20 protein-coding genes and 1 tRNA gene are annotated in these 24,541 nt (G+C 54.3%); 20 read left to right on the forward strand and 1 reads right to left on the reverse strand.

Annotated features, from left to right (window positions below):
• The first annotated feature begins 94 nt into the window (after nt 1–94).
• From AADJ11_RS06870 to AADJ11_RS06940, 15 genes are all read left to right on the forward strand, one after another.
• Nucleotides 95–694, forward strand: a complete 600-nt coding sequence (locus AADJ11_RS06870; protein ID WP_341233813.1) for a hypothetical protein — start codon at nt 95–97, stop codon at nt 692–694.
• A 132-nt stretch (nt 695–826) separates the two neighbouring features.
• On the forward strand, nt 827–2,002 hold the full coding sequence (tuf, locus tag AADJ11_RS06875) for an elongation factor Tu (protein ID WP_341233814.1): 1,176 nt from the start codon (nt 827–829) through the stop codon (nt 2,000–2,002).
• A 121-nt stretch (nt 2,003–2,123) separates the two neighbouring features.
• Entirely contained in the window at nt 2,124–2,615 is a 492-nt protein-coding gene (locus AADJ11_RS06880) for a GNAT family N-acetyltransferase (RefSeq protein WP_341233815.1), read from the forward strand.
• Nucleotides 2,616–2,688: 73 nt separating this feature from the next.
• Nucleotides 2,689–2,764, forward strand: a tRNA-Trp gene (locus AADJ11_RS06885).
• A 144-nt stretch (nt 2,765–2,908) separates the two neighbouring features.
• Complete coding sequence (gene secE, locus AADJ11_RS06890; protein ID WP_341233816.1) at nt 2,909–3,106, forward strand: preprotein translocase subunit SecE; 198 nt, start codon at nt 2,909–2,911, stop codon at nt 3,104–3,106.
• A gap of 207 nt (nt 3,107–3,313) precedes the next feature.
• A complete protein-coding gene (gene nusG / locus AADJ11_RS06895; protein WP_341233817.1) occupies nt 3,314–3,847 on the forward strand; it encodes a transcription termination/antitermination protein NusG in 534 nt (177 codons plus the stop codon).
• A gap of 159 nt (nt 3,848–4,006) precedes the next feature.
• A complete protein-coding gene (gene rplK / locus AADJ11_RS06900; protein ID WP_341233818.1) occupies nt 4,007–4,432 on the forward strand; it encodes a 50S ribosomal protein L11 in 426 nt (141 codons plus the stop codon).
• 1 nt (nt 4,433) lies between these two features.
• On the forward strand, nt 4,434–5,132 hold the full coding sequence (gene rplA / locus AADJ11_RS06905; RefSeq protein ID WP_341233819.1) for a 50S ribosomal protein L1: 699 nt from the start codon (nt 4,434–4,436) through the stop codon (nt 5,130–5,132).
• Nucleotides 5,133–5,303: 171 nt separating this feature from the next.
• Nucleotides 5,304–6,023: a hypothetical protein gene (locus AADJ11_RS06910; RefSeq protein WP_341233820.1), complete on the forward strand. Its 720-nt coding sequence runs from the start codon at nt 5,304–5,306 to the stop codon at nt 6,021–6,023.
• Nucleotides 6,013–6,753 carry a hypothetical protein gene (locus tag AADJ11_RS06915; protein ID WP_341233821.1) on the forward strand — a complete coding sequence of 247 codons (741 nt, stop codon included), beginning with the start codon at nt 6,013–6,015 and terminating at the stop codon, nt 6,751–6,753. The genes AADJ11_RS06910 and AADJ11_RS06915 overlap by 11 nt, the downstream gene beginning before the upstream one ends.
• A 337-nt stretch (nt 6,754–7,090) precedes the next feature.
• The gene (rplJ, locus tag AADJ11_RS06920; RefSeq protein WP_093917762.1) at nt 7,091–7,606 is read left to right on the forward strand and encodes a 50S ribosomal protein L10; all 516 of its coding nucleotides are present in this window, start codon (nt 7,091–7,093) and stop codon (nt 7,604–7,606) included.
• Between the two features lie 75 nt (nt 7,607–7,681).
• Nucleotides 7,682–8,053 (forward strand): 50S ribosomal protein L7/L12, encoded by a 372-nt coding sequence (gene rplL, locus AADJ11_RS06925; protein ID WP_219579462.1) that lies wholly within the window; start codon nt 7,682–7,684, stop codon nt 8,051–8,053.
• 289 nt (nt 8,054–8,342) lie between these two features.
• Nucleotides 8,343–12,482 carry a DNA-directed RNA polymerase subunit beta gene (gene rpoB / locus AADJ11_RS06930; protein WP_341233822.1) on the forward strand — a complete coding sequence of 1,380 codons (4,140 nt, stop codon included), beginning with the start codon at nt 8,343–8,345 and terminating at the stop codon, nt 12,480–12,482.
• Between the two features lie 95 nt (nt 12,483–12,577).
• Nucleotides 12,578–16,825, forward strand: coding sequence for a DNA-directed RNA polymerase subunit beta' (rpoC, locus tag AADJ11_RS06935; RefSeq protein ID WP_341233823.1), 4,248 nt, complete (start codon nt 12,578–12,580; stop codon nt 16,823–16,825).
• 195 nt (nt 16,826–17,020) lie between these two features.
• The gene (locus tag AADJ11_RS06940; protein WP_341233824.1) at nt 17,021–17,887 is read left to right on the forward strand and encodes a DMT family transporter; all 867 of its coding nucleotides are present in this window, start codon (nt 17,021–17,023) and stop codon (nt 17,885–17,887) included.
• On the opposite strand, the gene AADJ11_RS06945 is transcribed toward AADJ11_RS06940, so the two are convergent.
• Nucleotides 17,876–18,679 (reverse strand): putative rhamnosyl transferase, encoded by an 804-nt coding sequence (locus tag AADJ11_RS06945; RefSeq protein WP_341233825.1) that lies wholly within the window; start codon nt 18,677–18,679, stop codon nt 17,876–17,878. The genes AADJ11_RS06940 and AADJ11_RS06945 overlap by 12 nt on opposite strands.
• Nucleotides 18,680–19,085: 406 nt before the next feature.
• On the opposite strand from AADJ11_RS06945, the gene rpsL reads away from it, so the two are divergent.
• The 5 genes from rpsL (at nt 19,086) to AADJ11_RS06970 (ending at nt 24,304) form a co-directional block, all read left to right on the forward strand.
• Nucleotides 19,086–19,457 (forward strand): 30S ribosomal protein S12, encoded by a 372-nt coding sequence (rpsL, locus tag AADJ11_RS06950; RefSeq protein WP_005849863.1) that lies wholly within the window; start codon nt 19,086–19,088, stop codon nt 19,455–19,457.
• A 160-nt stretch (nt 19,458–19,617) separates the two neighbouring features.
• The gene (rpsG, locus tag AADJ11_RS06955; protein WP_008224920.1) at nt 19,618–20,088 is read left to right on the forward strand and encodes a 30S ribosomal protein S7; all 471 of its coding nucleotides are present in this window, start codon (nt 19,618–19,620) and stop codon (nt 20,086–20,088) included.
• 83 nt (nt 20,089–20,171) lie between these two features.
• The gene (fusA, locus tag AADJ11_RS06960) at nt 20,172–22,298 is read left to right on the forward strand and encodes an elongation factor G (RefSeq protein WP_341233826.1); all 2,127 of its coding nucleotides are present in this window, start codon (nt 20,172–20,174) and stop codon (nt 22,296–22,298) included.
• A 103-nt stretch (nt 22,299–22,401) separates the two neighbouring features.
• Nucleotides 22,402–23,577 carry an elongation factor Tu gene (gene tuf, locus AADJ11_RS06965; RefSeq protein ID WP_341233814.1) on the forward strand — a complete coding sequence of 392 codons (1,176 nt, stop codon included), beginning with the start codon at nt 22,402–22,404 and terminating at the stop codon, nt 23,575–23,577.
• Nucleotides 23,578–23,761: 184 nt separating this feature from the next.
• Nucleotides 23,762–24,304 (forward strand): hypothetical protein, encoded by a 543-nt coding sequence (locus tag AADJ11_RS06970; RefSeq protein WP_341233827.1) that lies wholly within the window; start codon nt 23,762–23,764, stop codon nt 24,302–24,304.
• Nucleotides 24,305–24,541: the final 237 nt, after the last annotated feature.

The raw sequence follows: 24,541 nt of genomic DNA on the forward strand, positions 1-24,541 counted from the left end.
CTTGGGCCGTTGGTTGCAAATGGCCCAAAAGATTGCACCCCCGTTGGGCTTGGGGTATCGCCATGGACACAGTTTGCGCCGATGGAGGCTTTAGATGTTTCGTGTTCTTGCCATTTTGATGACCGTTACCTTTGTTGCTGCCTGCAACGGCGCGGCCGATCTGAACAAGGCCCCCGTGCCGCTTGGCGACTTTAACCTATACCATAACATTGTGGTCGCGCCCAAAGTTCAAAAGCTGCCGATCAGCCGCGAGGTGAGCGAAGAGGTGCTGACCACCGCCGTCAAAGACGCGATTGCAGAACGTTTTGATCGCTATGATGGCGCGCACGATTATCACTTTGGCGTCAGCGTAGAAGGTTATGTACTGGCCCCTCCCGGTATTCCGCTGGTGCTGGCCCCCAAGTCGGTGATGATCCTTAACCTGAATGTGTGGGATGACGCGGCGGGCAAGAAGCTGACCGACAAACCGCATCAGATTACCGTGTTCGAATCGTTTGATCAGGGGCCGATTGTGGGGTCGGGTTATACCAAGACCGCCGAAGAGCAGCTTAAGAACCTGAGCCAGAACGCTGCCAAGTCGATTGAGAACTATTTGGTCAAGCAAAATGAGGCCGAAGGGTGGTTCAATCGCGATGCGAATGCTGTGATTGAGCGGGCCGATACCGAGCCTGCACCGGCCGCCAGCACGGAATAAGCTGAAATTACTTTGCAGATGCTGGTTTCAAGCGCGAACAGACGCTTGATTTTATGCGCCAGACCCAATACATCGCCCGCCAGATAGGTTTGGGTCTGACGTAGGGCCCACATTAATATAAAGGGCTGCATCATGGCTAAGGCAAAGTTTGAACGTAATAAACCGCACGTAAACATCGGCACGATTGGTCACGTTGACCACGGCAAGACGACGTTGACAGCAGCGATCACCAAGTATTTTGGCGATTTCCGCGCGTATGACCAAATTGATGGCGCGCCCGAAGAAAAAGCACGCGGCATCACCATTTCGACAGCCCACGTTGAGTATGAGACAGAAAACCGTCACTACGCCCACGTCGACTGCCCCGGCCACGCTGACTATGTGAAAAACATGATCACCGGTGCGGCGCAAATGGACGGCGCGATCCTGGTTGTGAACGCGGCCGATGGCCCGATGCCACAAACCCGCGAGCACATCCTGCTGGGCCGCCAGGTTGGTATCCCGACCATGGTTGTTTACATGAACAAAGTGGATCAGGTTGACGACGAAGAGCTGCTGGAATTGGTGGAAATGGAAATCCGCGAATTGCTGTCTTCCTACGAATACCCTGGCGACGACATGCCTGTAATTCCTGGTTCCGCTTTGGCAGCCATGGAAGGCCGCGATCCTGAGATCGGTGAAAACTCGATCCGCGCGCTGATGGCCGCTGTTGACGAATACATCCCGACACCAGCACGTGCTGTTGACCAGCCGTTCCTGATGCCAGTGGAAGACGTGTTCTCGATCTCTGGTCGTGGTACAGTTGTGACAGGCCGTGTTGAGCGTGGCGTGATCAACGTTGGCGACGAGATTGAAATCGTTGGTATCCGCGACACCAAGAAAACCACCTGTACCGGCGTTGAAATGTTCCGCAAACTGCTGGACCGCGGTGAAGCTGGCGACAACATCGGTGCCCTGCTGCGCGGCGTTGACCGTGAAGGCGTTGAGCGTGGTCAGGTTCTGTGTAAGCCAGGTTCGGTTAAGCCACACACCAAGTTCACAGCCGAAGCGTATATCCTGACCAAGGAAGAGGGTGGCCGTCACACGCCGTTCTTCGCGAACTACCGTCCACAGTTCTACTTCCGGACCACAGACGTTACCGGTACCGTTCAGCTGCCAGAAGGCACTGAAATGGTTATGCCTGGCGACAACCTGCAGTTCGACGTTGAACTGATCGCACCCATCGCGATGGAAGACGGTTTGCGCTTTGCGATCCGCGAAGGCGGCCGCACCGTTGGCGCGGGCGTTGTGTCCAAAATCAACGAGTAAGCCCAAAGCGGGCCAGCCCCGCTCAAGCTCGCACGTATACAAAGGCCGCTCTGGAAACAGGGCGGCCTTTTCTTTTGCCACGCTGGGGGTAGACTGTGCGCCTTACGAAAGGCGGCACCATATGGATATCACCCACGAATTTTTTCCCGGCGCGATTGGTCAAATCATTCAAATGCACGGGGTGCATTATGCCAAGCATTGGGGCTTCACGAGCTATTTTGAAGCTAAAGTGGCCGACCAGATCGCGAAGTTTACCCAAAACAAGCAGGATACGGATCTGGTGTTGATCGCGCGGGATGACCAAGGGGTCGCCGCCTCCCTTATCCTAGACCTTCATGACCCGGAATCAGGCACGCGTGGTGCGCATCTTAGATGGTTTATCTGCGCCGACAGATGTCGGGGCACGGGAATGGGGCGCAAGCTGATGTCGCTGGCCGTCGCCCATGCCGAGACGCACAGCAACGGTAAAATGTGGCTGACCACCTTTGCGGGGTTGGAGCCCGCCTTGCATCTTTACCGCAGCTTCGGCTTTGTGCTGCACGCTGAAAGCGAGGGTGATGTGTGGGGAACCGTTGTGAATGAGCAAGAGTACCACCGCGCGGGCAATATCTAGAAGGAATTTCGGGTCGGATAGCGCATATGCTCTTGATCCTTTGGTGATTCCAGACTACCCCACCACTCGGCATAGGGGTTTAGCTCAGTTGGTAGAGCATCGGTCTCCAAAACCGAGGGTCGTGGGTTCGAGTCCCTCAGCCCCTGCCAATTTTCCAGACAATGCGATGTTGACATGCATGCCTCTTGGGGCGACCTGTCGTATACCGTATCTGCGCGGTGACGATTGAAGTCTTGAATTCGGTCGCATTGGCCGCTACACCGCAGAAACCTTTGAAAAACAGGAAACGCGTCATGGCCACAGTCAATCCACTCCAGTTCATTCAGCAAGTGCGCTCGGAAGTGTCCAAGGTGGTATGGCCCACCCGTCGTGAAGTGATGCTGACCACAGTGATGGTCTTTATCCTTGCGGCATTGACGGCGGTGTTTTTCGCAATCGTTGATATTTTGATCCGCGGTGGGTTGCAGTACGTGCTGACCTACTTTGGCTGATCGACCCGGGGATGTGCAAAACCTTGCTCACCCCCTTGAAACATTTGGGCATGCGGGCTATCCCGCAACCCTAACCTGACAAGGGGCGTGCGGCGATTCGAGTTGCGCGCCGATTTTTTGTTCAGGAAAGGCAGGCAGGTGTCTGCCGCTTTATTGAGAATTTGATGCGGCATAGATGCGCATCGCAAGACAGGGACCAGAGTTCAGATGGCGAAAAGATGGTATTCGGTCAGTGTTTTGTCGAATTTCGAGAAAAAGATCGCCGAACAGATCCGCACCACGGTCGCCGAGCAAGAGCTTGAGGACCAGATTGACGAAGTGCTGGTCCCCACCGAAGAGGTGATTGAAGTTCGGCGCGGTAAGAAGGTCACGACAGAGCGGCGCTTTATGCCCGGCTATGTTCTGGTGCACATGGAAATGTCCGACCGTGGTTATCACCTGATCAACTCGATCAACCGCGTCACAGGTTTCTTGGGTCCACAAGGGCGCCCGATGCCGATGCGCGATGCCGAAGTAACTGCGATCTTGGGCCGTGTCCAAGAGGGCGAAGAAGCACCACGCACCTTGATCCACTTTGAAGTGGGTGAGCGCGTTAAGGTTGCTGATGGTCCGTTCGAAGACTTTGACGGCATGATCGAAGAGGTCGACGAAGAGAACCAGCGCCTTAAGGTGTCTGTGTCGATTTTTGGCCGCGAAACACCGGTCGAACTGGAATTCACTCAGGTCAATAAACAGGTCTGAGCGGGTCGGCGGGGCAACCCGCCATGCGGTGGCGACACCGTTCGTTTGTGGGAGGCGAGGCTGCGCGCAGTCAAACCGGACCACGCTAGTAAACGATCACAACGCGTTGTGGTTGCGTAGGGTGGGTGCAAACCCACCGACATCAAAAGGAGAAGGCCAATGGCCAAGAAACTCGTCGGTACGATGAAGTTGCAAGTTAAAGCGGGTCAAGCGAACCCATCCCCACCTGTTGGTCCTGCATTGGGTCAGCGCGGGATTAACATCATGGAATTCTGTAAGGCGTTCAACGCCAAGACAGCGGACATGGAGCCAGGTGCCCCTTGCCCGACCGTGATCAGCTATTATCAGGACAAGTCCTTTACCATGGACATCAAGACGCCACCTGCGTCCTACTACCTGAAGAAAGCCGCCAAGGTTAACTCTGGTGCGAAAACACCAAGCCGCGAAACCGTTGGTTCTGTGACCACCAAGCAGCTGCGCGAAATCGCAGAAGCGAAAATGGCCGATCTGAGCGCGACTGATGTAGAAGCTGCGATGAAGATCATTCTGGGCTCCGCCCGTTCCATGGGCATTGAGGTGAAGTAAGATGGCAAAATTCGGAAAACGCACCCGCGCCGCACGCGAAGCATTTGCTGGCAAAGAAAACCTGACAGTTGAAGAAGCCGTCACGTTGATCAAGTCGAACAGCAACACAAAGTTCGACGAAACCATCGAAATCGCCCTGAACCTTGGTGTTGACCCACGTCACGCTGACCAAATGGTTCGCGGTGTTGTTGGCCTGCCAAACGGCACAGGCAAATCTGTACGTGTTGCAGTATTCGCCCGTGGTCCAAAAGCAGAAGAAGCCACAGCAGCTGGTGCCGATATCGTTGGCGCAGAAGACCTGATGGAAGCTGTTCAAGGCGGCAAGATCGACTTTGATCGTTGCATCGCGACACCTGACATGATGCCAATCGTTGGTCGTCTGGGTAAAGTTCTTGGCCCACGTAACCTGATGCCAAACCCAAAAGTTGGCACAGTGACCATGGACATCAAAGAAGCTGTTGAAGCTGCAAAAGGCGGTCAGGTTCAGTTTAAAGCTGAAAAAGGCGGCGTTGTGCATGCCGGCATCGGCAAACTGTCCTTTGACGAAGCAAAATTGGTTGAGAACGTGCGCGCCTTTGTTGGTGCCGTGTCCAAAGCCAAGCCTGCAGGCTCCAAAGGCACATACATGAAAAAGATCGCACTGAGCTCCACAATGGGCCCAGGTGTGACTGTTGAAGTAGACAACGCTGTAACCGAGTAATTCTTCGGTTTCATAACGTTCGTTTTAAGAAGGCTCTTCGCAGATCGCGAGGGGCCTTTTTTTATTGCGCGTATTCTATTTTCGCCGGTGCCTTTAATGGGCTCTCGGAAATATTGGAATAATCAACGGGGCCATGCTAGCACTCTATGAAAAGCAAGAGGCTGAGCAAAGATGCAGGATCCGAACAAAAAAGTAGAGCGCGTAAGGCGTCGCGACTTTAAGAAATTCGTTGCAAATAATGCTGATAAGGTTCGCGTCGAAAAGCTGAATGGCGAGAGCGCGTTGATTGCCTATGAGACGGACGGCGAATTTGATTACGAGCTGTACAAAGAGATCCAGACGCTTGGCAACAAGTTCAAACTGGACAGGCAATGGGTCGGGGAGGACCACATCGCAATCTTGTCCCAGTATATAAATGCCAGTGATCTTAAGCCAAAGACCGGAATTTGCCACGGGACCCGCCAGGGGTTTGAGCAGAAATGGTTCCGTGATCATTTGGCGGGTGATGTCGATGTGATCGGTACCGAGATTTCCGACACGGCTACGCAGTTCGAGCATACGATTCAATGGGATTTTCACGAGACCAAGCCCGAGTGGGAGGGCAATACCGGATTTATCTACTCGAACTCATGGGACCACTCCTTTGACCCCAAGATCGCCTTTACCGCTTGGGCTAAATGTCTGGCCCCGGGCGGCTTCATGTTTCTAGATCACGGGATCGGATATGATCCTGAAAAAGTCAGCCCTTTGGACCCGTTCGGGATTTCCCGTGAAGGACTTGTCGAATTTCTGAACGCCGAATGTGGGGACTATGGTCAGGTTAAAGAAGTCATTGATGGCGGAAGGCACCGACGCAATCTGATTTCGACCGTCATATTCCATGCAAAGTAAAGCCGCGCAAATTGTGCCAGTCGAAAAGGTGCATGGCGATATCGCTGTATACTCGTGCTATTTTGGAAAATACGAGCCGCTTAATCTTGAATCGATGGGGAACGGCGAAGGCTATGACCGCGCCCTGATTACTGACAACCTTTCGCTTGAGTACCCGGGCGCGCAAGTCGTTGGTGGTACCGGTGAGGCTGATGCGGTGATCGCGTCGCGTTCAGCCAAGCTGTCTCCGGAACCCTATTTTCCCAATCACCGCTGGGTCATTTATGTCGATAACCGCGCAACGCTGATCCGAGACCCTAAAGAAATTGTGGCGGAGATTGAGGCTGAATACGACGGCGATGCACCTGCCGGTCGGTATCTTTTTTCCCATCCCGGTCGGGAGTGTGGCTATCGGGAACTCCGGGTGCTGATGCGGCGCTCAAAGGTCGGCCCCGAAGCGCATGAGCATATCAAGGGTACGATGCAGGAGGCCGGTTTCCCGCCGAATAAGGGTCTCTATATGAATACCATAATGATCCAAAAGATGGGTGACCCAGCCACGGCAGAACTGAACGCTTTGTGGTGGGGGTTTTTCCAAACGTTGTGTCAGCGCGATCAGGTGACGCTGCCCTACGCGATGTGGTTGAAAGGTTATACGCCGCGAATTTTGTCATCGACGGCTCGGGACTTCATCGAATGGCCCATATACTCCTTCAAGGATCGCCGCAGATTTCAGAGGGCAAACCGTTAGTTTGAACTCCGTTCACCCTTCGGTACCCCGCTGGTCGGCCACAAATGCACCAAGTGCGTTGATGTCAAAAGCGGGTGGGTAAAATTTGCTCTTGGCATTCTGCGCTACAGCCCCTAAACACGCCCTCGATTCACCTGAAGTTTCTTTGGGTGAGTCTTCTGTCCGAGACGAAGGGTGGCGATGAGCCTTAATTTCCTTTCTGAGATGGGAGACGTTAGAATTACCAAGCGCGCAAGCGTGAGGGCATTTTGGCTTATTCCCGTAAAATGGACCAAGACTGTTTGCGAAAGCAAACTTAATTGAGCCGGGGGGTAACCCCCAGATTTGGAGTAAAACTGTGGATAGAGCCCAGAAAGAACAGTTGGTCGACGAGCTCGGCCAAATCTTTGAAAGCTCTGGCGTCGTTGTGGTTAGCCACTACGTCGGCCTGACAGTTGCTGAAATGCAGGACCTCCGTGCGCGCGCTCGCGCCGCGGGCGGGGCCGTGCGTGTTGCCAAAAACAGGCTCGCCAAAATTGCCCTTGATGGAAAGCCATGCGAAAGCATCGCCGATCTCCTGACGGGTATGACCGTTTTGACCTATTCCGAAGATCCAGTAGCCGCCGCTAAGGTTGCTCAGGACTTCGCCAAAGAGAACCAAAAGTTTGTGATTCTCGGTGGTGCAATGGGTGAGAACGCACTGGACGCCGCCGGTGTCGAAGCCGTGTCCAAAATGCCTTCGCGGGAGGAGCTTATCTCCACCATCGCGGGCATGCTGGGCGCACCTGCTTCCAACATCGCTGGGGCCATTGGCGCACCTGCAAGCAATATCGCATCCATCTTGTCCACAATCGAGGACAAGGCGGCTGCGTAAAGCAATATCGTCAAGCTGGCGCAGGGTTGAACACTCGCGTTGGAACACACATATCGTAACGGAAAGAGCTAAAACATGGCTGATCTGAAAAAACTGGCAGAAGACATCGTTGGTCTGACACTGCTTGAAGCACAAGAACTGAAAACCATCCTCAAAGACGAGTATGGCATCGAGCCCGCCGCTGGTGGCGCTGTGATGATGGCTGGCCCTGCCGATGCAGGTGCTGCCGCTGAAGAGAAAACTGAATTCGACGTCGTTCTGAAGAACGCCGGCGCATCCAAAATCAACGTGATCAAAGAAGTTCGCGGCATCACCGGTCTGGGCCTGAAAGAAGCCAAAGACTTGGTCGAAGCTGGCGGCAAGATCAAAGAAGGCGTCGACAAAGCCGAAGCCGAAGAAGTAAAAGCCAAGCTGGAAGCAGCTGGCGCAGAGGTCGAACTGGCGTAAGCCATTTGATCTGGGTGCCGTTTTCTTTCAAAGAAAACGGACCGGAATTTTCAAAAAAATTCCGGGGCAGCCCGCAAGTGACAAGGCTGGATGGGGTGTTTCCCTGTCCAGCCTAACCTATTTTGACAAGTATTTCGTCTGAAATGCTTCTCTGGATAGGTCCTAAGGGTCGGAAGAGGTGCGGTGGGACGTGCTTCAAGAATTGACCAGGATTTACCGCTCTTATGGGCGCGCATCACGGCCCCGGTGATGGCGTGCTCGGCAAGAGACACGAAAGGTGACATGACACATGGCGCAATCCTTCCTTGGCCAGAAACGTCTACGTAAATACTATGGCAAAATCCGCGAAGTGCTGGAGATGCCGAACCTGATTGAGGTTCAAAAATCCTCTTATGATCTGTTCCTACGCTCCGGCGATGCGGACACACCGACAGATGGTGACGGCATTCAGGGCGTCTTCCAGTCGGTATTCCCGATCAAAGACTTTAACGAGACTTCGGTGCTTGAGTACGTCAAGTACGAGCTTGAAAAACCCAAATACGATGTTGAGGAATGTCAGCAGCGTGACATGACCTACAGCGCGCCTTTGAAGGTGACGCTGCGCTTGATCGTATTTGATGTGGATGAAGATACCGGCGCGAAGTCGGTAAAAGACATCAAAGAACAAGACGTGTTCATGGGCGATATGCCTTTGATGACACCAAACGGCACCTTCGTTGTGAACGGTACCGAGCGTGTAATCGTTTCGCAGATGCACCGTTCGCCGGGCGTGTTCTTTGACCACGACAAAGGTAAAACCCACTCTTCGGGTAAGCTCTTGTTCGCTTGCCGGATCATTCCTTACCGTGGTTCGTGGTTGGATTTCGAATTCGACGCGAAAGACATCGTATTTGCGCGTATCGACCGTCGTCGCAAACTGCCTGTCACAACATTGCTGTACGCGCTTGGCCTCGACCAAGAAGCGATCATGGATGCCTATTACGACACCGTGAACTTCACGCTTCAGGCGGGCGAAGGCTGGGTTGCACCATTCTATCCAGACCGCGTGCGGGGCACACGCCCTACATATGATCTGGTTGATGCCGCGACAGGTGAAGTCCTGTTCGAAAAAGGCAAAAAGATCACGCCACGCGCCGTCAAGCAGCTGGTTGATGAAGGCAAAGTAACCGAGTTGCTTTTGCCGTTCGGCCACATCGAAGGCAAATTTGTTGCACGCGACATCATCAACGAAGAAACCGGTGCGATTTACGTCGAAGCCGGCGACGAGATGACGCTTGAGTATGACAAAGACGGCACGCTCATCGGCGGCACCGCCAAAGAGCTTGTTGATGCGGGCATTACCGAGATCCCACTCTTGGACATCGACAACATCAATGTCGGCCCCTACATGCGCAACACAATGGCGAACGATAAAAACATGAACCGCGACACCGCGCTCATGGATATCTACCGCGTTATGCGCCCGGGCGAGCCGCCCACGGTCGAGGCCGCGTCGAACCTGTTCGACACGTTGTTCTTTGATAGCGAACGCTATGACCTGTCCGCTGTTGGTCGCGTGAAAATGAACATGCGTCTCGCGCTCGACAAAGAAGACACACAGCGCACGCTGGACCGCGATGATATCGTATCCTGCATCAAAGCGCTGGTTGACCTGCGCGATGGCCGTGGCGATATCGACGATATTGACCACCTTGGTAACCGTCGTGTGCGTTCCGTTGGCGAATTGATGGAAAACCAGTACCGCGTTGGTTTGCTGCGTATGGAACGCGCAATCAAAGAGCGTATGTCCTCGGTCGAAATCGACACCGTGATGCCGCAAGACCTGATCAACGCCAAGCCAGCAGCCGCTGCGGTGCGTGAATTCTTCGGCTCTTCGCAGCTGTCGCAGTTCATGGACCAAACCAACCCGCTGTCCGAGGTTACGCACAAGCGTCGCCTTTCAGCGCTTGGACCAGGTGGTCTGACACGCGAACGCGCGGGCTTTGAGGTACGTGACGTTCACCCGACCCACTATGGCCGGATGTGTCCGATTGAAACGCCTGAAGGTCCAAACATTGGTCTGATCAACTCGTTGGCGACCTTCGCCCGCGTGAACAAGTATGGCTTTATCGAAACACCCTACCGCAAGGTATCGAACGGTGTGGTTTCCGATGACGTTCAATACATGTCCGCGACCGAAGAAATGCGCCACACTGTTGCGCAGGCCAACGCGAACCTTGATGAGAACATGAAGTTCGTAAACGAACTGGTATCGACACGGAAATCCGGTGACTACACGCTGTCGCCCTCCGAAAGTGTTGACCTGATCGACGTTTCGCCAAAACAGTTGGTGTCCGTTGCGGCATCGCTGATCCCGTTCTTGGAAAATGACGATGCGAACAGGGCCTTGATGGGCTCGAACATGCAACGTCAGGCTGTTCCATTGCTTCAAGCCGAGGCCCCGCTGGTGGGCACCGGTATCGAAGAAGTTGTGGCACGGGATTCCGGCGCGGCATACATGGCCAAACGTGGTGGTATCATCGACCAAGTCGATGCATCGCGTATCGTCTTGCGTGCAACCGAAGACCTTGAGCTGGGCGATGCAGGGGTAGACATCTACCGCATGCGCAAGTTCCAGCGTTCCAACCAAAACACCTGCATCAACCAGCGTCCGCTGGTGAAAGTGGGCGACACGGTTGTTAAAGGTCAGGTTATTGCGGATGGTCCGTCGACAGACATGGGTGAACTGGCCCTTGGTAAAAACGTGGTCGTCGCGTTTATGCCTTGGAACGGCTACAACTACGAAGACTCCATCCTGATCTCCGAGCGGGTTTCGCGCGATGACGTGTTCACGTCGATTCACATCGAAGAGTTCGAAGTGGCTGCACGCGATACAAAGCTTGGGCCAGAGGAAATCACACGTGATATTCCAAACGTTGGTGAAGAAGCGCTGCGCAACCTCGACGAGGCTGGCATCGTGTACATCGGCGCGGATGTTGAACCAGGTGACATTCTGGTCGGCAAGATCACACCAAAGGGCGAAAGCCCGATGACGCCAGAAGAAAAACTGCTGCGCGCCATCTTTGGTGAGAAAGCATCGGACGTTCGCGATACATCGCTGCGTGTGAAGCCGGGCGATTTCGGTACAGTTGTCGAAGTCCGCGTCTTTAACCGCCACGGTGTTGAAAAAGACGAACGTGCCTTGCAGATCGAGCGCGAAGAGGTTGAACGCCTTGCTCGTGACCGTGACGATGAACTTGGTATCCTCGATCGCAACATCTATGCGCGTCTGCGTCAGATGATCCTTGGCAAAATTGCTGTCAAAGGTCCGAAAGGCGTCAAGTCGAACAGCCCGATCACCGAAGAACTGCTGGATGAGCAATTGACCCGCGGTCAGTGGTGGCAGTTGGCCCTGGCCGACGAAGACGATGCGAAAATCGTCGAAGCGCTGAACGAACAGTACGAAATCCAAAAGCGTACATTGAATGCCCGCTTTGAGGACAAAGTCGAAAAAGTACGCCGTGGCGATGATTTGCCCCCAGGCGTGATGAAAATGGTCAAAGTATTCGTAGCGGTGAAGCGCAAGCTGCAACCGGGCGATAAAATGGCCGGTCGTCACGGCAACAAGGGTGTTATTTCCAAGGTTGTACCGATGGAAGACATGCCATTCCTTGCGGATGGTACGCCAGTAGACTTCTGTTTGAACCCGCTGGGTGTTCCATCGCGTATGAACGTTGGTCAGATCCTTGAAACCCACATGGGTTGGGCAGCACGCGGCTTGGGCATCAACATTGACGAAGCACTTCAGGAATACAAACGCTCCGGCGATTTGACACCTGTGCGCGAAGCAATGAGCCACGCATATGGCGAAGATGTCTATGAAGAAGGCATCGCCGGCATGGACGAAGCAACGCTTGTGGAAGCGGCGGGCAACGTGACCCGTGGTGTTCCAATCGCGACGCCCGTCTTTGACGGTGCCAAGGAAGCAGACGTGAATGACAGTTTGACACGGGCCGGGTTCGATACCTCGGGTCAGTCGGTGCTGTTTGACGGCCGCACAGGCGAGCAATTTGCCCGCCCCGTGACCGTTGGCGTCAAATACCTGCTGAAGCTGCACCACCTTGTGGATGACAAAATCCACGCGCGTTCCACCGGTCCATACTCGCTGGTCACCCAGCAGCCATTGGGCGGTAAAGCGCAGTTCGGTGGTCAGCGCTTTGGTGAGATGGAGGTCTGGGCTTTGGAAGCTTATGGCGCTGCATACACCCTGCAGGAAATGCTGACTGTGAAATCGGATGACGTTGCAGGCCGTACGAAGGTCTATGAAAGCATCGTCAAAGGCGAGGACAACTTTGAAGCCGGTATTCCGGAATCGTTCAACGTTCTTGTCAAAGAAGTCCGTGGCCTTGGCCTGAATATGGAACTCCTGGATGCGGAGGAAGACGAGTGAGTTAAGCGCCGGAGTTTTTCAAAAACTCCGGACCGTTTTCTTGCAAAGAAAACGTCTCATTCCCTTCGCTTTCGAGATCACTTTAAGGATTTAAGATGAACCAGGAACTGACAAACAACCCGTTCAACCCCGTCGCGCCGATGAAGACGTTCGACGAGATCAAGGTATCTTTGGCATCGCCAGAGCGTATCCTGTCGTGGTCGTTCGGTGAAATCAAGAAACCCGAAACCATCAACTACCGTACGTTCAAACCAGAGCGTGACGGCCTGTTCTGCGCACGTATCTTTGGCCCGATCAAAGACTACGAATGCCTGTGTGGTAAATACAAGCGCATGAAATATCGCGGCGTTGTCTGCGAAAAATGCGGCGTCGAAGTTACGTTGCAAAAGGTTCGCCGCGAGCGGATGGGCCACATCGAACTGGCGTCGCCTGTTGCGCACATCTGGTTCCTCAAGTCGCTTCCATCGCGGATCGGCCTGATGCTGGACATGACACTGCGCGATCTGGAACGTGTTTTGTACTTTGAAAACTACGTCGTGATCGAACCCGGCCTGACAGAGCTCACCTATGGTCAGATGATGACCGAAGAAGAGTTCATGGAAGCGCAAGACATCTACGGCATGGACGCGTTCACCGCGAACATCGGTGCTGAAGCGATCCGTGAAATGTTGGCCGCAATCGATCTGGAAGCCGAAGCAGATATGCTGCGTGCAGACCTGAAAGAAGCGACAGGCGAGCTGAAGCCGAAGAAGATCATCAAACGTTTGAAGGTTGTTGAATCCTTCCTCGAGTCCGGTAACCGGCCTGAGTGGATGGTTATGACCGTCATTCCGGTTATCCCGCCAGAATTGCGCCCGCTGGTGCCGCTGGATGGTGGCCGCTTTGCGACGTCTGACCTGAACGACCTGTATCGCCGCGTGATCAACCGGAACAACCGTTTGAAGCGCCTGATCGAACTGCGTGCGCCCGACATCATCGTGCGTAACGAAAAGCGTATGTTGCAGGAATCTGTGGATGCGTTGTTCGACAACGGCCGTCGTGGCCGCGTGATCACGGGTGCCAACAAGCGTCCGTTGAAATCGCTGTCCGACATGCTGAAAGGTAAGCAAGGTCGCTTCCGTCAGAACCTTTTGGGTAAGCGCGTCGACTTCTCCGGTCGCTCGGTTATTGTGACTGGTCCGGAACTGAAGCTGCACCAATGTGGTTTGCCGAAAAAGATGGCGCTCGAGCTTTTCAAGCCGTTCATCTATTCGCGTCTGGAAGCCAAAGGTCTGTCTTCCACTGTGAAGCAAGCCAAGAAACTGGTCGAAAAAGAGCGTCCCGAAGTTTGGGATATCTTGGATGAAGTCATCCGCGAACACCCCGTCATGCTGAACCGTGCGCCTACGCTGCACCGTCTTGGTATTCAGGCGTTCGAACCGGTTCTGATCGAAGGTAAAGCCATCCAGCTGCACCCGCTGGTTTGTTCCGCCTTTAACGCTGACTTTGACGGCGACCAAATGGCTGTTCACGTGCCGCTTTCGCTGGAAGCCCAGCTTGAAGCACGCGTTTTGATGATGTCCACGAACAACGTTCTGTCGCCTGCAAACGGCGCGCCGATCATTGTTCCTTCGCAGGACATGATCTTGGGTCTGTACTACACGACGCTTGAGCGTGAAGGCATGGTTGGCCAAGATATGGTGTTCGGCTCTGTTGAAGAGGTTGAGCATGCTTTGGACGGCGGTGCGATCCACTTGCACTCGAAAATCAAGGCACGGATCAAGCAGATCGATGCCGAAGGTAACGAAGTGATGAAGCGCTTTGATACGACACCTGGTCGTATCCGTTTGGGTGCTTTGCTGCCTCTGAACGCCAAGGCACCGTTTGATCTGGTCAACCGTCTGTTGCGCAAGAAAGAAGTGCAGCAGGTCATCGATACGGTTTACCGCTATTGTGGCCAAAAGGAATCCGTCATCTTCTGTGATCAGATCATGACAATGGGTTTCCGCGAAGCTTTCAAAGCCGGTATTTCGTTCGGTAAGGACGACATGTTGATCCCTGACAGCAAATGGCCACTGGTTGAAGAAACCCGTGACCAGGTGAAAGACTTTGAACAACAGTACATGGACGGCCTGATCACTCAGGGTGAAAAGTACAACAAAGTTGTCGATGCATGGTCAAAGTGTAACGACAAAGTCACCGATGCGATGATGGGCGCGATTTCCGCAACCACGTATGGCGATAACGGTTCTGAAAATGAACCTAACTCGGTTTACATGATGGCGCACTCCGGTGCGCGTGGTTCGGTTACGCAGATGAAACAGCTGGGCGGGATGCGCGGTCTGATGGCAAAGCCGAACGGCGACATCATCGAGACCCCGATTATCTCGAACTTTAAAGAAGGTCTGACCGTTCTGGAGTACTTCAACTCCACCCACGGTGCTCGTAAGGGTCTGTCGGATACCGCTTTGAAAACAGCGAACTCGGGTTATCTGACCCGTCGTCTGGTGGACGTGGCACAAGACTGCATCGTTCGTATGCATGACTGTGGCACCGAAACAGCGATCACTGCTGAAGCTGCGGTTAACGACGGTGAAGTTGTATCGTCGCTGGCAGAACGTCTGCTGGGTCGCGTTGCGGCTGATGATATCCTGCGTCCTGGCACTGACGAAGTGTTGGTTCCTGCGCAGACCATCATCGACGAACGTCTGGCGGATATCGTGGATGAGGCGGCTGTTTTGTCCGCACGCATCCGCAGCCCGCTGACCTGTGAGGCCGAAGAGGGCGTCTGCGCCATGTGTTACGGTCGTGACCTTGCACGTGGTACTTTGGTGAACCAAGGTGAAGCTGTCGGTATTATTGCTGCACAGTCGATCGGTGAACCAGGCACCCAGCTGACCATGCGTACATTCCACATTGGTGGTGTTGCACAAGGTGGCCAGCAGTCCTTCCTCGAGGCATCCCAGCCCGGTAAGATCGTGTTCGACAACGCCCAAACCCTTGAGAACGCCGCAGGCGATATCATGGTCATGGGTCGGAACATGAAATTGTCGATCGTGGATGAGAACGGCGAAGAACGCGCCAGCCACAAAGTCGGCTACGGTACCAAACTGTTCGTCAAGGAAGGTCAGTCGATCTTGCGCGGTGACAAGCTGTTTGAATGGGATCCGTACACACTGCCGATCATCGCCGAGAAGTCCGGTATGACCAAGTTCGTCGACCTTGTGTCGGGGATCGCGATCAAGGACGAGACGGATGATGCGACAGGCATGACCCAGAAGATCGTGATCGATTGGCGCGCTGCCCCCAAAGGCAATGAGCTGAAACCTGAAGTCATGATCTTGGATGCCGATGGCGAGCCGGTCCGCAACGATGCGGGCAACCCGGTGACCTACCCAATGTCCGTTGATGCCGTTCTGTCCGTTGAGGATCAGACCGAAATCAAGGCCGGTGACATCGTTGCGCGTATCCCGCGCGAAGGTGCCAAGACCAAGGACATTACCGGTGGTCTGCCACGTGTGGCCGAACTCTTTGAGGCACGTCGCCCCAAAGACCACGCCATCATCGCGGAAATCGACGGTTACGTGCGTTACGGCAAAGACTATAAGAACAAGCGCCGTATCTCGATTGAATCGTCCGAGGATCCGGATCACAAGGTTGAATACATGGTGCCTAAGGGTAAGCACATTCCGGTTGCGGAAGGTGACTTTGTCCAAAAGGGCGATTACATCATGGATGGTAACCCGGCACCGCACGACATCCTTGCGATCATGGGTGTAGAGGCTTTGGCCGACTACATGATCGACGAGGTGCAGGATGTTTATCGCCTGCAAGGTGTTAAGATCAACGACAAGCACATCGAAGTTATCGTTCGTCAGATGCTTCAAAAGTGGGAAGTTCAGGACAGCGGTGACACCACATTGCTGAAAGGCGAACACGTCGATAAGCAAGAGTTTGACCAAGCCTGCGAAAAGGCGATTTCCAAAGGTGGCCGTCCGGCAACGGGCGAACCGATCCTTCTGGGTATCACCAAGGCCAGCTTGCAAACCCGCAGCTTTATCTCGGCGGCGTCGTTCCAAGAAACCACACGCGTGCTGACCGAAGCCTCGGTTCAGGGCAAGCGCGACAAGCTGGTCGGTCTGAAGGAAAACGTTATCGTTGGCCGTCTGATCCCAGCCGGTACCGGTGGTGCGACCCAGCAGATGCGCAAAGTTGCAGCGGATCGCGACAACGTGGTGATCGAAGCCCGTCGCGAAGAAGCTGAAACAGCCGCTCGTTTGGCAGCACCAGCCGCGACAGCGGATGATGTGGCCGGTGGGGATGTGTTCAAGACCGCCCCAAGCGACGACGAAAGCCGCAGCTGATCATTGATCTGATCTAGAAAAATAAAAGCCCCCGCTAAGAGATCAGCGGGGGCTTTTTGCTTTGGGGGTGATCTCCTTCTGCCGCCGCAGGCACCCTCGTGCTCTGGTCCCTGTCATCCGTCAGGATCGGGACTGGTACTTTCAAGGTTGATCGGGCAATGATCGCCCTATGTAACCCCAGCTGAAAGCCCGCACATGTCGCCAAATCTAATCGGAGCCTTGTTCATGATGGGCTCAATGGCGGCGTTTACGCTGAACGACACGATGACCAAGACAACTGGCGGCGAGGTCCCGTTGTTTCAGTTGTTGTTCCTGCGGGGGTTAATCTCAATCTCTCTTATATTGGTACTGTGGGGGCGTCTGGGGCCGATGCACCTACGGCTTAGCCGTCGCGATTGGAAACTGGTTGGCATCCGATCCGCGTCCGAAGTCGGGGCCAGTTTCTTTTTCGTGACCGCCTTGTTCAACATGCCGCTGGCGAACCTGAGCGCGATTTTACAATCGCTGCCATTAACCGTGACCTTGGGCGCTGCCCTGTTTTACCGCGAGGCCGTCGGCTGGAAACGCATGTCGGCCATTCTGGTCGGTTTCATCGGGGTCATGTTGATCGTCAAACCCGGCACCGCAGGCTTTAATATTTGGTCGGTCTATGCCTTGGTTGCGGTGTTGTTTGTGACCATACGGGATCTGAGCACAAGGCGGTTGTCAGGGGATGTGCCATCCATGACGGTCACGCTGGCGGCGGTTCTTTCTGTCACCATCTTTTCCGGGCTTGCGCAGCTGGCCACGCCTTGGGCACCGGTTTCGGGTGCCCATTGGACGGCCATCGCGGCGGCGGCTGTTTTCGTTTTGATGGGCTATTACTTTAGTGTTCAGACCATGCGGATCGGCGAAGTTTCGTTCATCGCACCGTTTCGATACACGGGGCTGATCTGGGCGCTGATCTTGGGGTGGTTCGTCTTTGGCGACTGGCCGCTGCCCTCGACCCTTGCTGGGGCAGGGATCGTTGCGGCCACCGGTCTGTTCACGCTTTACCGCGAACGCAAATTGTCACGCCGCTGAAAATGCCGCGCGCACGGTGTCTGCGTCGATGGCAAAACGTGTGCGAAACATCTCTTCTTGCTCGGGTGTTAGGGGTGTAACATCGGCGGGTTTCTCGCCTTTCTGCCGACTGTCGTTCGATCCATTATGGCCACGCACAAACATATGTTTGGTGTCAAAGGACACTGTGGGCATAAAGCGGTTAATCTTGTTATGTGCGAAGTTCATGATCGTCATGGGACAGCGCGGGCGCACGTACATGCCCAAGGCCGCGACGTCCAACGGCCGGAAGACTTCGATCGCGGATATGCCCTCAGCCCCGTATTCAGCAATCAACCCTTTGTTCCAGTCAAATGCGACCGTGCGGTTTTTCCTGATCAGCCCAGAACAATCTGCTGGGGCAGCCCGCAACCGTTCGACAAAATCCACCGCGACGGCATCATCATCGTCAAACCGGAACTGCAGTGACGGCAGGTCTTGGTCGCGGGTGGTGTTCAGTATCTCCTTCATCACTTCACGGTGGGGCCGCGGCGGTTCGGCGTGAATACGGGCTTGCGGCAAATCAGCGGTGATATCACGCAGCCGGTCCAGGTGTTGCTTGGGCATCATGTCACCGACCACGATCACCAGCTCGAATTCAGGGTCCGTCTGCGCCTTAAGGCAGGGCAGGGCGACCGTTTCGAACAGTCTAAACCGTTCTTCGAGACGTTCTTTGTCATAAAGATAGGCAATGCGGTCCTCAATCGTGTCGTGTCCAACCTGAAAGCCACCATGTGCCGGATAGGAAAACCGGCAAAGACCAATGATCTGCATTGAATAGGGGCCCTTGATCAACCACGAGAACCGTTCAAATATGGCGGGGCGCCGGCCATCTTTGCAAGCGGCAATTCGTTTGGCACCGGATCATGGCCCATTGTTATCGCGGCTGTTGACAGCGGCGGCGACTCTGCCTATACGCGCCCTATCTCGGATGTGGGGGTCGCCCTGCTGTGCCGAAATCATACCACCTGTGGTCACGATCCGGTCTAATGCTGACCCGATCCTCTGTTACCCCACCGCCTCGTTTTCCTCGGTACGGAAACGCTGCGGTGATTTTGCTTTGCGCCACTTGCGCCTGGTAAAAGCAGCTTCGCGGACGCGTGAGGGGACCGAAATTTAAACCGCACTGGGGTCCGCCCCGCTGCACCACATATGTGAGCTAAACGGGGATAAAACCGGAATGCCAACGATCCAGCAGCTGATCCGCAAACCGCGCCAGCCTAAAATCAAACGTTCGAAGTCCATGCACCTGCAAGAATGCCCGCAAAAGCGCGGCGTTTGTACACGTGTTTACACAACCACACCTAAAAAGCCGAACTCGGCCATGCGTAAGGTTGCCAAAGTGCGCCTGACAAACGGTTTTGAAGTCATCAGCTACATCCCGGGTGAATCGCACAATCTTCAAGAGCACTCTGTTGTTCTGATCCGCGGCGGTCGTGTAAAAGACCTTCCCGGTGTGCGTTACCACATCCTGCGCGGTGTTCTGGATACTCAGGGCGTTAAAGACCGTAAGCAGCGTCGCTCCAAGTATGGTGCAAAGAAGCCAAAATAATTTGGGTGGGTCTTGGGCGATGTCATCACCGCCTGGGGCTGTCCAGCATACTTTCCCTTCGGGGTAAGCTGGGGTTGCGCGAAACGCTGAAATTCAAGCCGCAAGGCAATGGGTATACCGGCAGAAACCAACCTTGGCGCTAGAACATTAGGAGCCTTAAATGTCACGTCGTCACGCCGCTGAAAAACGCGAAGTTCTGCCAGATGCCAAATATGGTGATCTGGTCCTTACAAAATTCATGAACAACCTCATGATCGATGGTAAAAAATCGGTTGCCGAGCGTATCGTTTACAACGCAATGACCCGCGTTGAAGACAAAATCAAACGCGCGCCCATCGAAGTTTTCCACGAAGCTTTGGACAACATCAAACCATCCGTCGAGGTGCGTTCGCGCCGCGTTGGTGGTGCAACCTATCAGGTGCCTGTCGAAGTGCGCCCCGAGCGTCGCGAAGCATTGGCGATCCGTTGGTTGATCAAAGCGTCGCGTTCGCGCAACGAAAACACCATGGAAGAGCGCCTTGCAGGCGAACTTATGGATGCTGTTCAGTCGCGCGGTACTGCCGTTAAGAAACGCGAAGATACACATAAAATGGCCGATGCTAACAAAGCATTCAGCCACTACCGTTGGTAATTCAGGCGGCATAAACCGCCTTTGTCGCGCCCCAAGCTGGGGCGCGATTTATCCGTTTCAGATATATTCGAGGAAGCAGCCCCATGGCACGCGACTATCCGCTCTCACGCTACCGTAACTTCGGTATTATGGCCCACATCGATGCAGGTAAAACGACCTGCTCCGAGCGTATCCTGTTTTACACCGGCAAATCCCACAACATTGGCGAGGTCCACGATGGGGCCGCAACAATGGACTGGATGGAGCAGGAGCAGGAGCGCGGCATTACAATTACTTCCGCTGCGACCACAACTTTCTGGCAGCGCCAGGAACTGCCAGACGCCAGCGCCACATCCGACACCAAGTACCGGATGAACATCATCGACACCCCTGGCCACGTTGACTTCACCATCGAAGTTGAACGTTCCTTGGCTGTTTTGGATGGCGCGGTTGCCGTTCTTGACGCCAACGCCGGTGTTGAGCCGCAAACCGAAACCGTTTGGCGTCAAGCTGACCGTTACAAGGTTCCGCGCATCGTTTTTGTTAACAAAATGGACAAAATCGGCGCTGACTTCTTCAACTGTGTGAAGATGATCAAGGACCGTACAGGTGCGACACCTGCGCCGATCCAAATTCCAATCGGTGCCGAAACCGAGCTGGAAGGCATGATCGATCTGGTCACCATGAAAGAATGGGTCTGGGCCGGTGAAGATCTGGGCGCAAGCTGGGAACAGCGCGAAATCCGCGCTGAACTGAAAGATCTGGCCGACGAATGGCGCGCGCATCTGATCGAGACTGCGGTCGAGATGGACGATGACGCGATGGAAAACTATCTGATGGACGGCGCAGAGCCTGACGAAGATACACTGCGCACGCTGATCCGTAAGGGTACGCTGGCCATCAAGTTTATCCCCGTTCTGTGTGGTTCCGCGTTCAAGAACAAAGGCGTTCAGCCACTGCTCAACGCTGTTATCGACTATCTTCCATCCCCATTGGACGTTGTTGATTACATGGGCTTTAAGCCAGGCGACGAAGAAGAAGTTCGTAACATCCCGCGTCGCGCGGATGATGATATGGCGTTCTCTGGCCTTGCGTTCAAAATCATGAACGACCCCTTTGTTGGTACGTTGACATTCACACGCATCTATTCCGGCGTCTTGAACAAGGGCGACACGCTCTTGAACTCGACCAAGGGCAAGAAAGAGCGCGTTGGCCGTATGATGATGATGCACTCGAACGATCGTGAAGAAATTCAAGAAGCGTTCGCGGGCGACATTATCGCGTTGGCGGGTCTGAAAGACACAACAACAGGTGACACGCTTTGTGCGGTTAACGATCCTGTGGTTCTGGAAACAATGACCTTCCCCGATCCGGTTATCGAAATTGCGGTCGAGCCTAAGACAAAAGCGGACCAAGAAAAAATGTCCGCCGGTCTGGCACGTCTGGCTGCCGAAGATCCATCCTTCCGTGTTGAGACCGATCTTGAATCCGGTCAGACCATCATGAAGGGCATGGGCGAACTTCACCTCGACATTCTGGTTGACCGCTTGAAGCGTGAATTCAAGGTTGAGGCGAACATCGGTGCACCGCAAGTTGCGTACCGTGAAACCATCTCTCGTGAAGCTGAAGTGGTTTATACCCACAAGAAGCAATCTGGTGGTTCCGGTCAGTTCGCTGAAGTGAAAATGATCCTGATGCCAACTGAGCCAGGCGAGGGTTACTCGTTTGAATCGCGCGTTGTTGGTGGTTCGGTGCCCAAGGAATACATCCCGGGCGTTGAAAAGGGTATTAAGTCGGTTATGGACTCCGGTCCTTTGGCTGGCTTCCCGGTCATCGACTTCAAAGTTGCGCTGATCGAAGGTAAATACCACGATGTTGACTCCAGCGTTCTGGCGTTCGAAATCGCTGCCCGCATGGGTATGCGCGAAGGCATGAAGAAAGCTGGCGCGAAATTGCTCGAGCCGATCATGAAAGTTGAAGTTGTCACACCTGAGGATTACACAGGCGGCATCATCGGCGATTTGACATCGCGTCGCGGTCAGGTTCAGGGTCAAGACACACGTGGCAACGCCATCGCGATTGACGCGCAGGTGCCATTGGCCAACATGTTCGGTTACATCAACACATTGCGGTCGATGTCTTCGGGTCGTGCGAACTTTACCATGCAGTTCTCGCACTACGAACCTGTGCCACAAAACATCTCGGACGAGATCCAGGCCAAGTTCGCTTAATAGGCCAAACCAATAACTGGGGCGGCGGGGAAAACCCCGCCCTACCCAAACCGTAGGGTGGGTTTCAAACCCACCACCCAACCTAAAAACCAAGGAGGCCATCATGGCTAAGGCAAAGTTTGAACGTAATAAACCGCACGTAAACATCGGCACGATTGGTCACGTTGACCACGGCAAGACGACGTTGACAGCAGCGATCACCAAGTATTTTGGCGATTTCCGCGCGTATGACCAAATTGATGGCGCGCCCGAAGAAAAAGCACGCGGCATCACCATTTCGACAGCCCACGTTGAGTATGAGACAGAAAACCGTCACTACGCCCACGTCGACTGCCCCGGCCACGCTGACTATGTGAAAAACATGATCACCGGTGCGGCGCAAATGGACGGCGCGATCCTGGTTGTGAACGCGGCCGATGGCCCGATGCCACAAACCCGCGAGCACATCCTGCTGGGCCGCCAGGTTGGTATCCCGACCATGGTTGTTTACATGAACAAAGTGGATCAGGTTGACGACGAAGAGCTGCTGGAATTGGTGGAAATGGAAATCCGCGAATTGCTGTCTTCCTACGAATACCCTGGCGACGACATGCCTGTAATTCCTGGTTCCGCTTTGGCAGCCATGGAAGGCCGCGATCCTGAGATCGGTGAAAACTCGATCCGCGCGCTGATGGCCGCTGTTGACGAATACATCCCGACACCAGCACGTGCTGTTGACCAGCCGTTCCTGATGCCAGTGGAAGACGTGTTCTCGATCTCTGGTCGTGGTACAGTTGTGACAGGCCGTGTTGAGCGTGGCGTGATCAACGTTGGCGACGAGATTGAAATCGTTGGTATCCGCGACACCAAGAAAACCACCTGTACCGGCGTTGAAATGTTCCGCAAACTGCTGGACCGCGGTGAAGCTGGCGACAACATCGGTGCCCTGCTGCGCGGCGTTGACCGTGAAGGCGTTGAGCGTGGTCAGGTTCTGTGTAAGCCAGGTTCGGTTAAGCCACACACCAAGTTCACAGCCGAAGCGTATATCCTGACCAAGGAAGAGGGTGGCCGTCACACGCCGTTCTTCGCGAACTACCGTCCACAGTTCTACTTCCGGACCACAGACGTTACCGGTACCGTTCAGCTGCCAGAAGGCACTGAAATGGTTATGCCTGGCGACAACCTGCAGTTCGACGTTGAACTGATCGCACCCATCGCGATGGAAGACGGTTTGCGCTTTGCGATCCGCGAAGGCGGCCGCACCGTTGGCGCGGGCGTTGTGTCCAAAATCAACGAGTAAGCCCAAGGCGGGCCAGCCCCGCTCAAGCTCACACGTATACAAAGGCCGCTCTGGAAACAGGGCGGCCTTTTCGTTTTTGAGCGTCAGATACTAATTAGGCGCTAAGGGGCAAATTCGAGATGGATTTGCCCGATTTGAGCACATGGATACTGTTCAACAATGCCAAATGGGCTAGACTTGGCTTATGAGACAGAGTTCATCCATTATTCGCCAGTTTATCGCAGTGTTGTTGTTGCTGTGGCCGCTTGCTGCTGTTGCGGGGGAATTTGACCGCTTTGCTGGCAGCTTCATGGGCGAGGCTGAGTTTGTGGTCGACGGTGAGGTCCAGCACCGTGATATGAGCACGACGATCACGCCCACGAAAAACGGGGTCAGAATAAGTTGGACATCCATCAGCCGTCGAAGCGATGGCCGGGTCAAAACGCGGACATATAATATTTTGTTCGAGCCAAGTGGCCGCAAGAATATCTATTCCTCTGCGATGCGCACCAATGTTTTCGGCAAAGATGTTCCGTTGAACCCGTTAAAGGGCGAGCCCTATGTTTGGGCCCGACTGATTGACGATACGCTGTCCGTGTTCTCTCTCGTTATCGACGAAACCGGTGAATACGAGATGCAGGAGTATCATCGTACCTTGGTCGCAGAGGGGCTTGATCTTGAGTTTATCCGTTTGCGCAATGGTGGCGCGCTAAGGGAAATCCGCACTCTTTTGCACCGTATCGACTGATATCACGCACATAAGTGAAGTGACGATACCAAGAATGGTTGGCGCGCTTTTGGCGATGATCTAGTCAAGGCTGACGGATCAACACCGCTGGTTTGCGTATTCTCGCTTGAAACGTTAATAGGAAACGGTAATTGCCCCTTGCCACAGGGGGCGACTCGACCTATAGAGCGCAAGTCTCAGCGGGGTGCGTTTTTACGCGCCCCGTTTGATTTACGATAAAACGCAATGAAGGGCCGT

Origin of the sequence: uncultured Sulfitobacter sp., assembly GCF_964021855.1 — a bacterium.
In the GTDB taxonomy this organism is placed as follows: Bacteria; Pseudomonadota; Alphaproteobacteria; order Rhodobacterales; family Rhodobacteraceae; genus Sulfitobacter.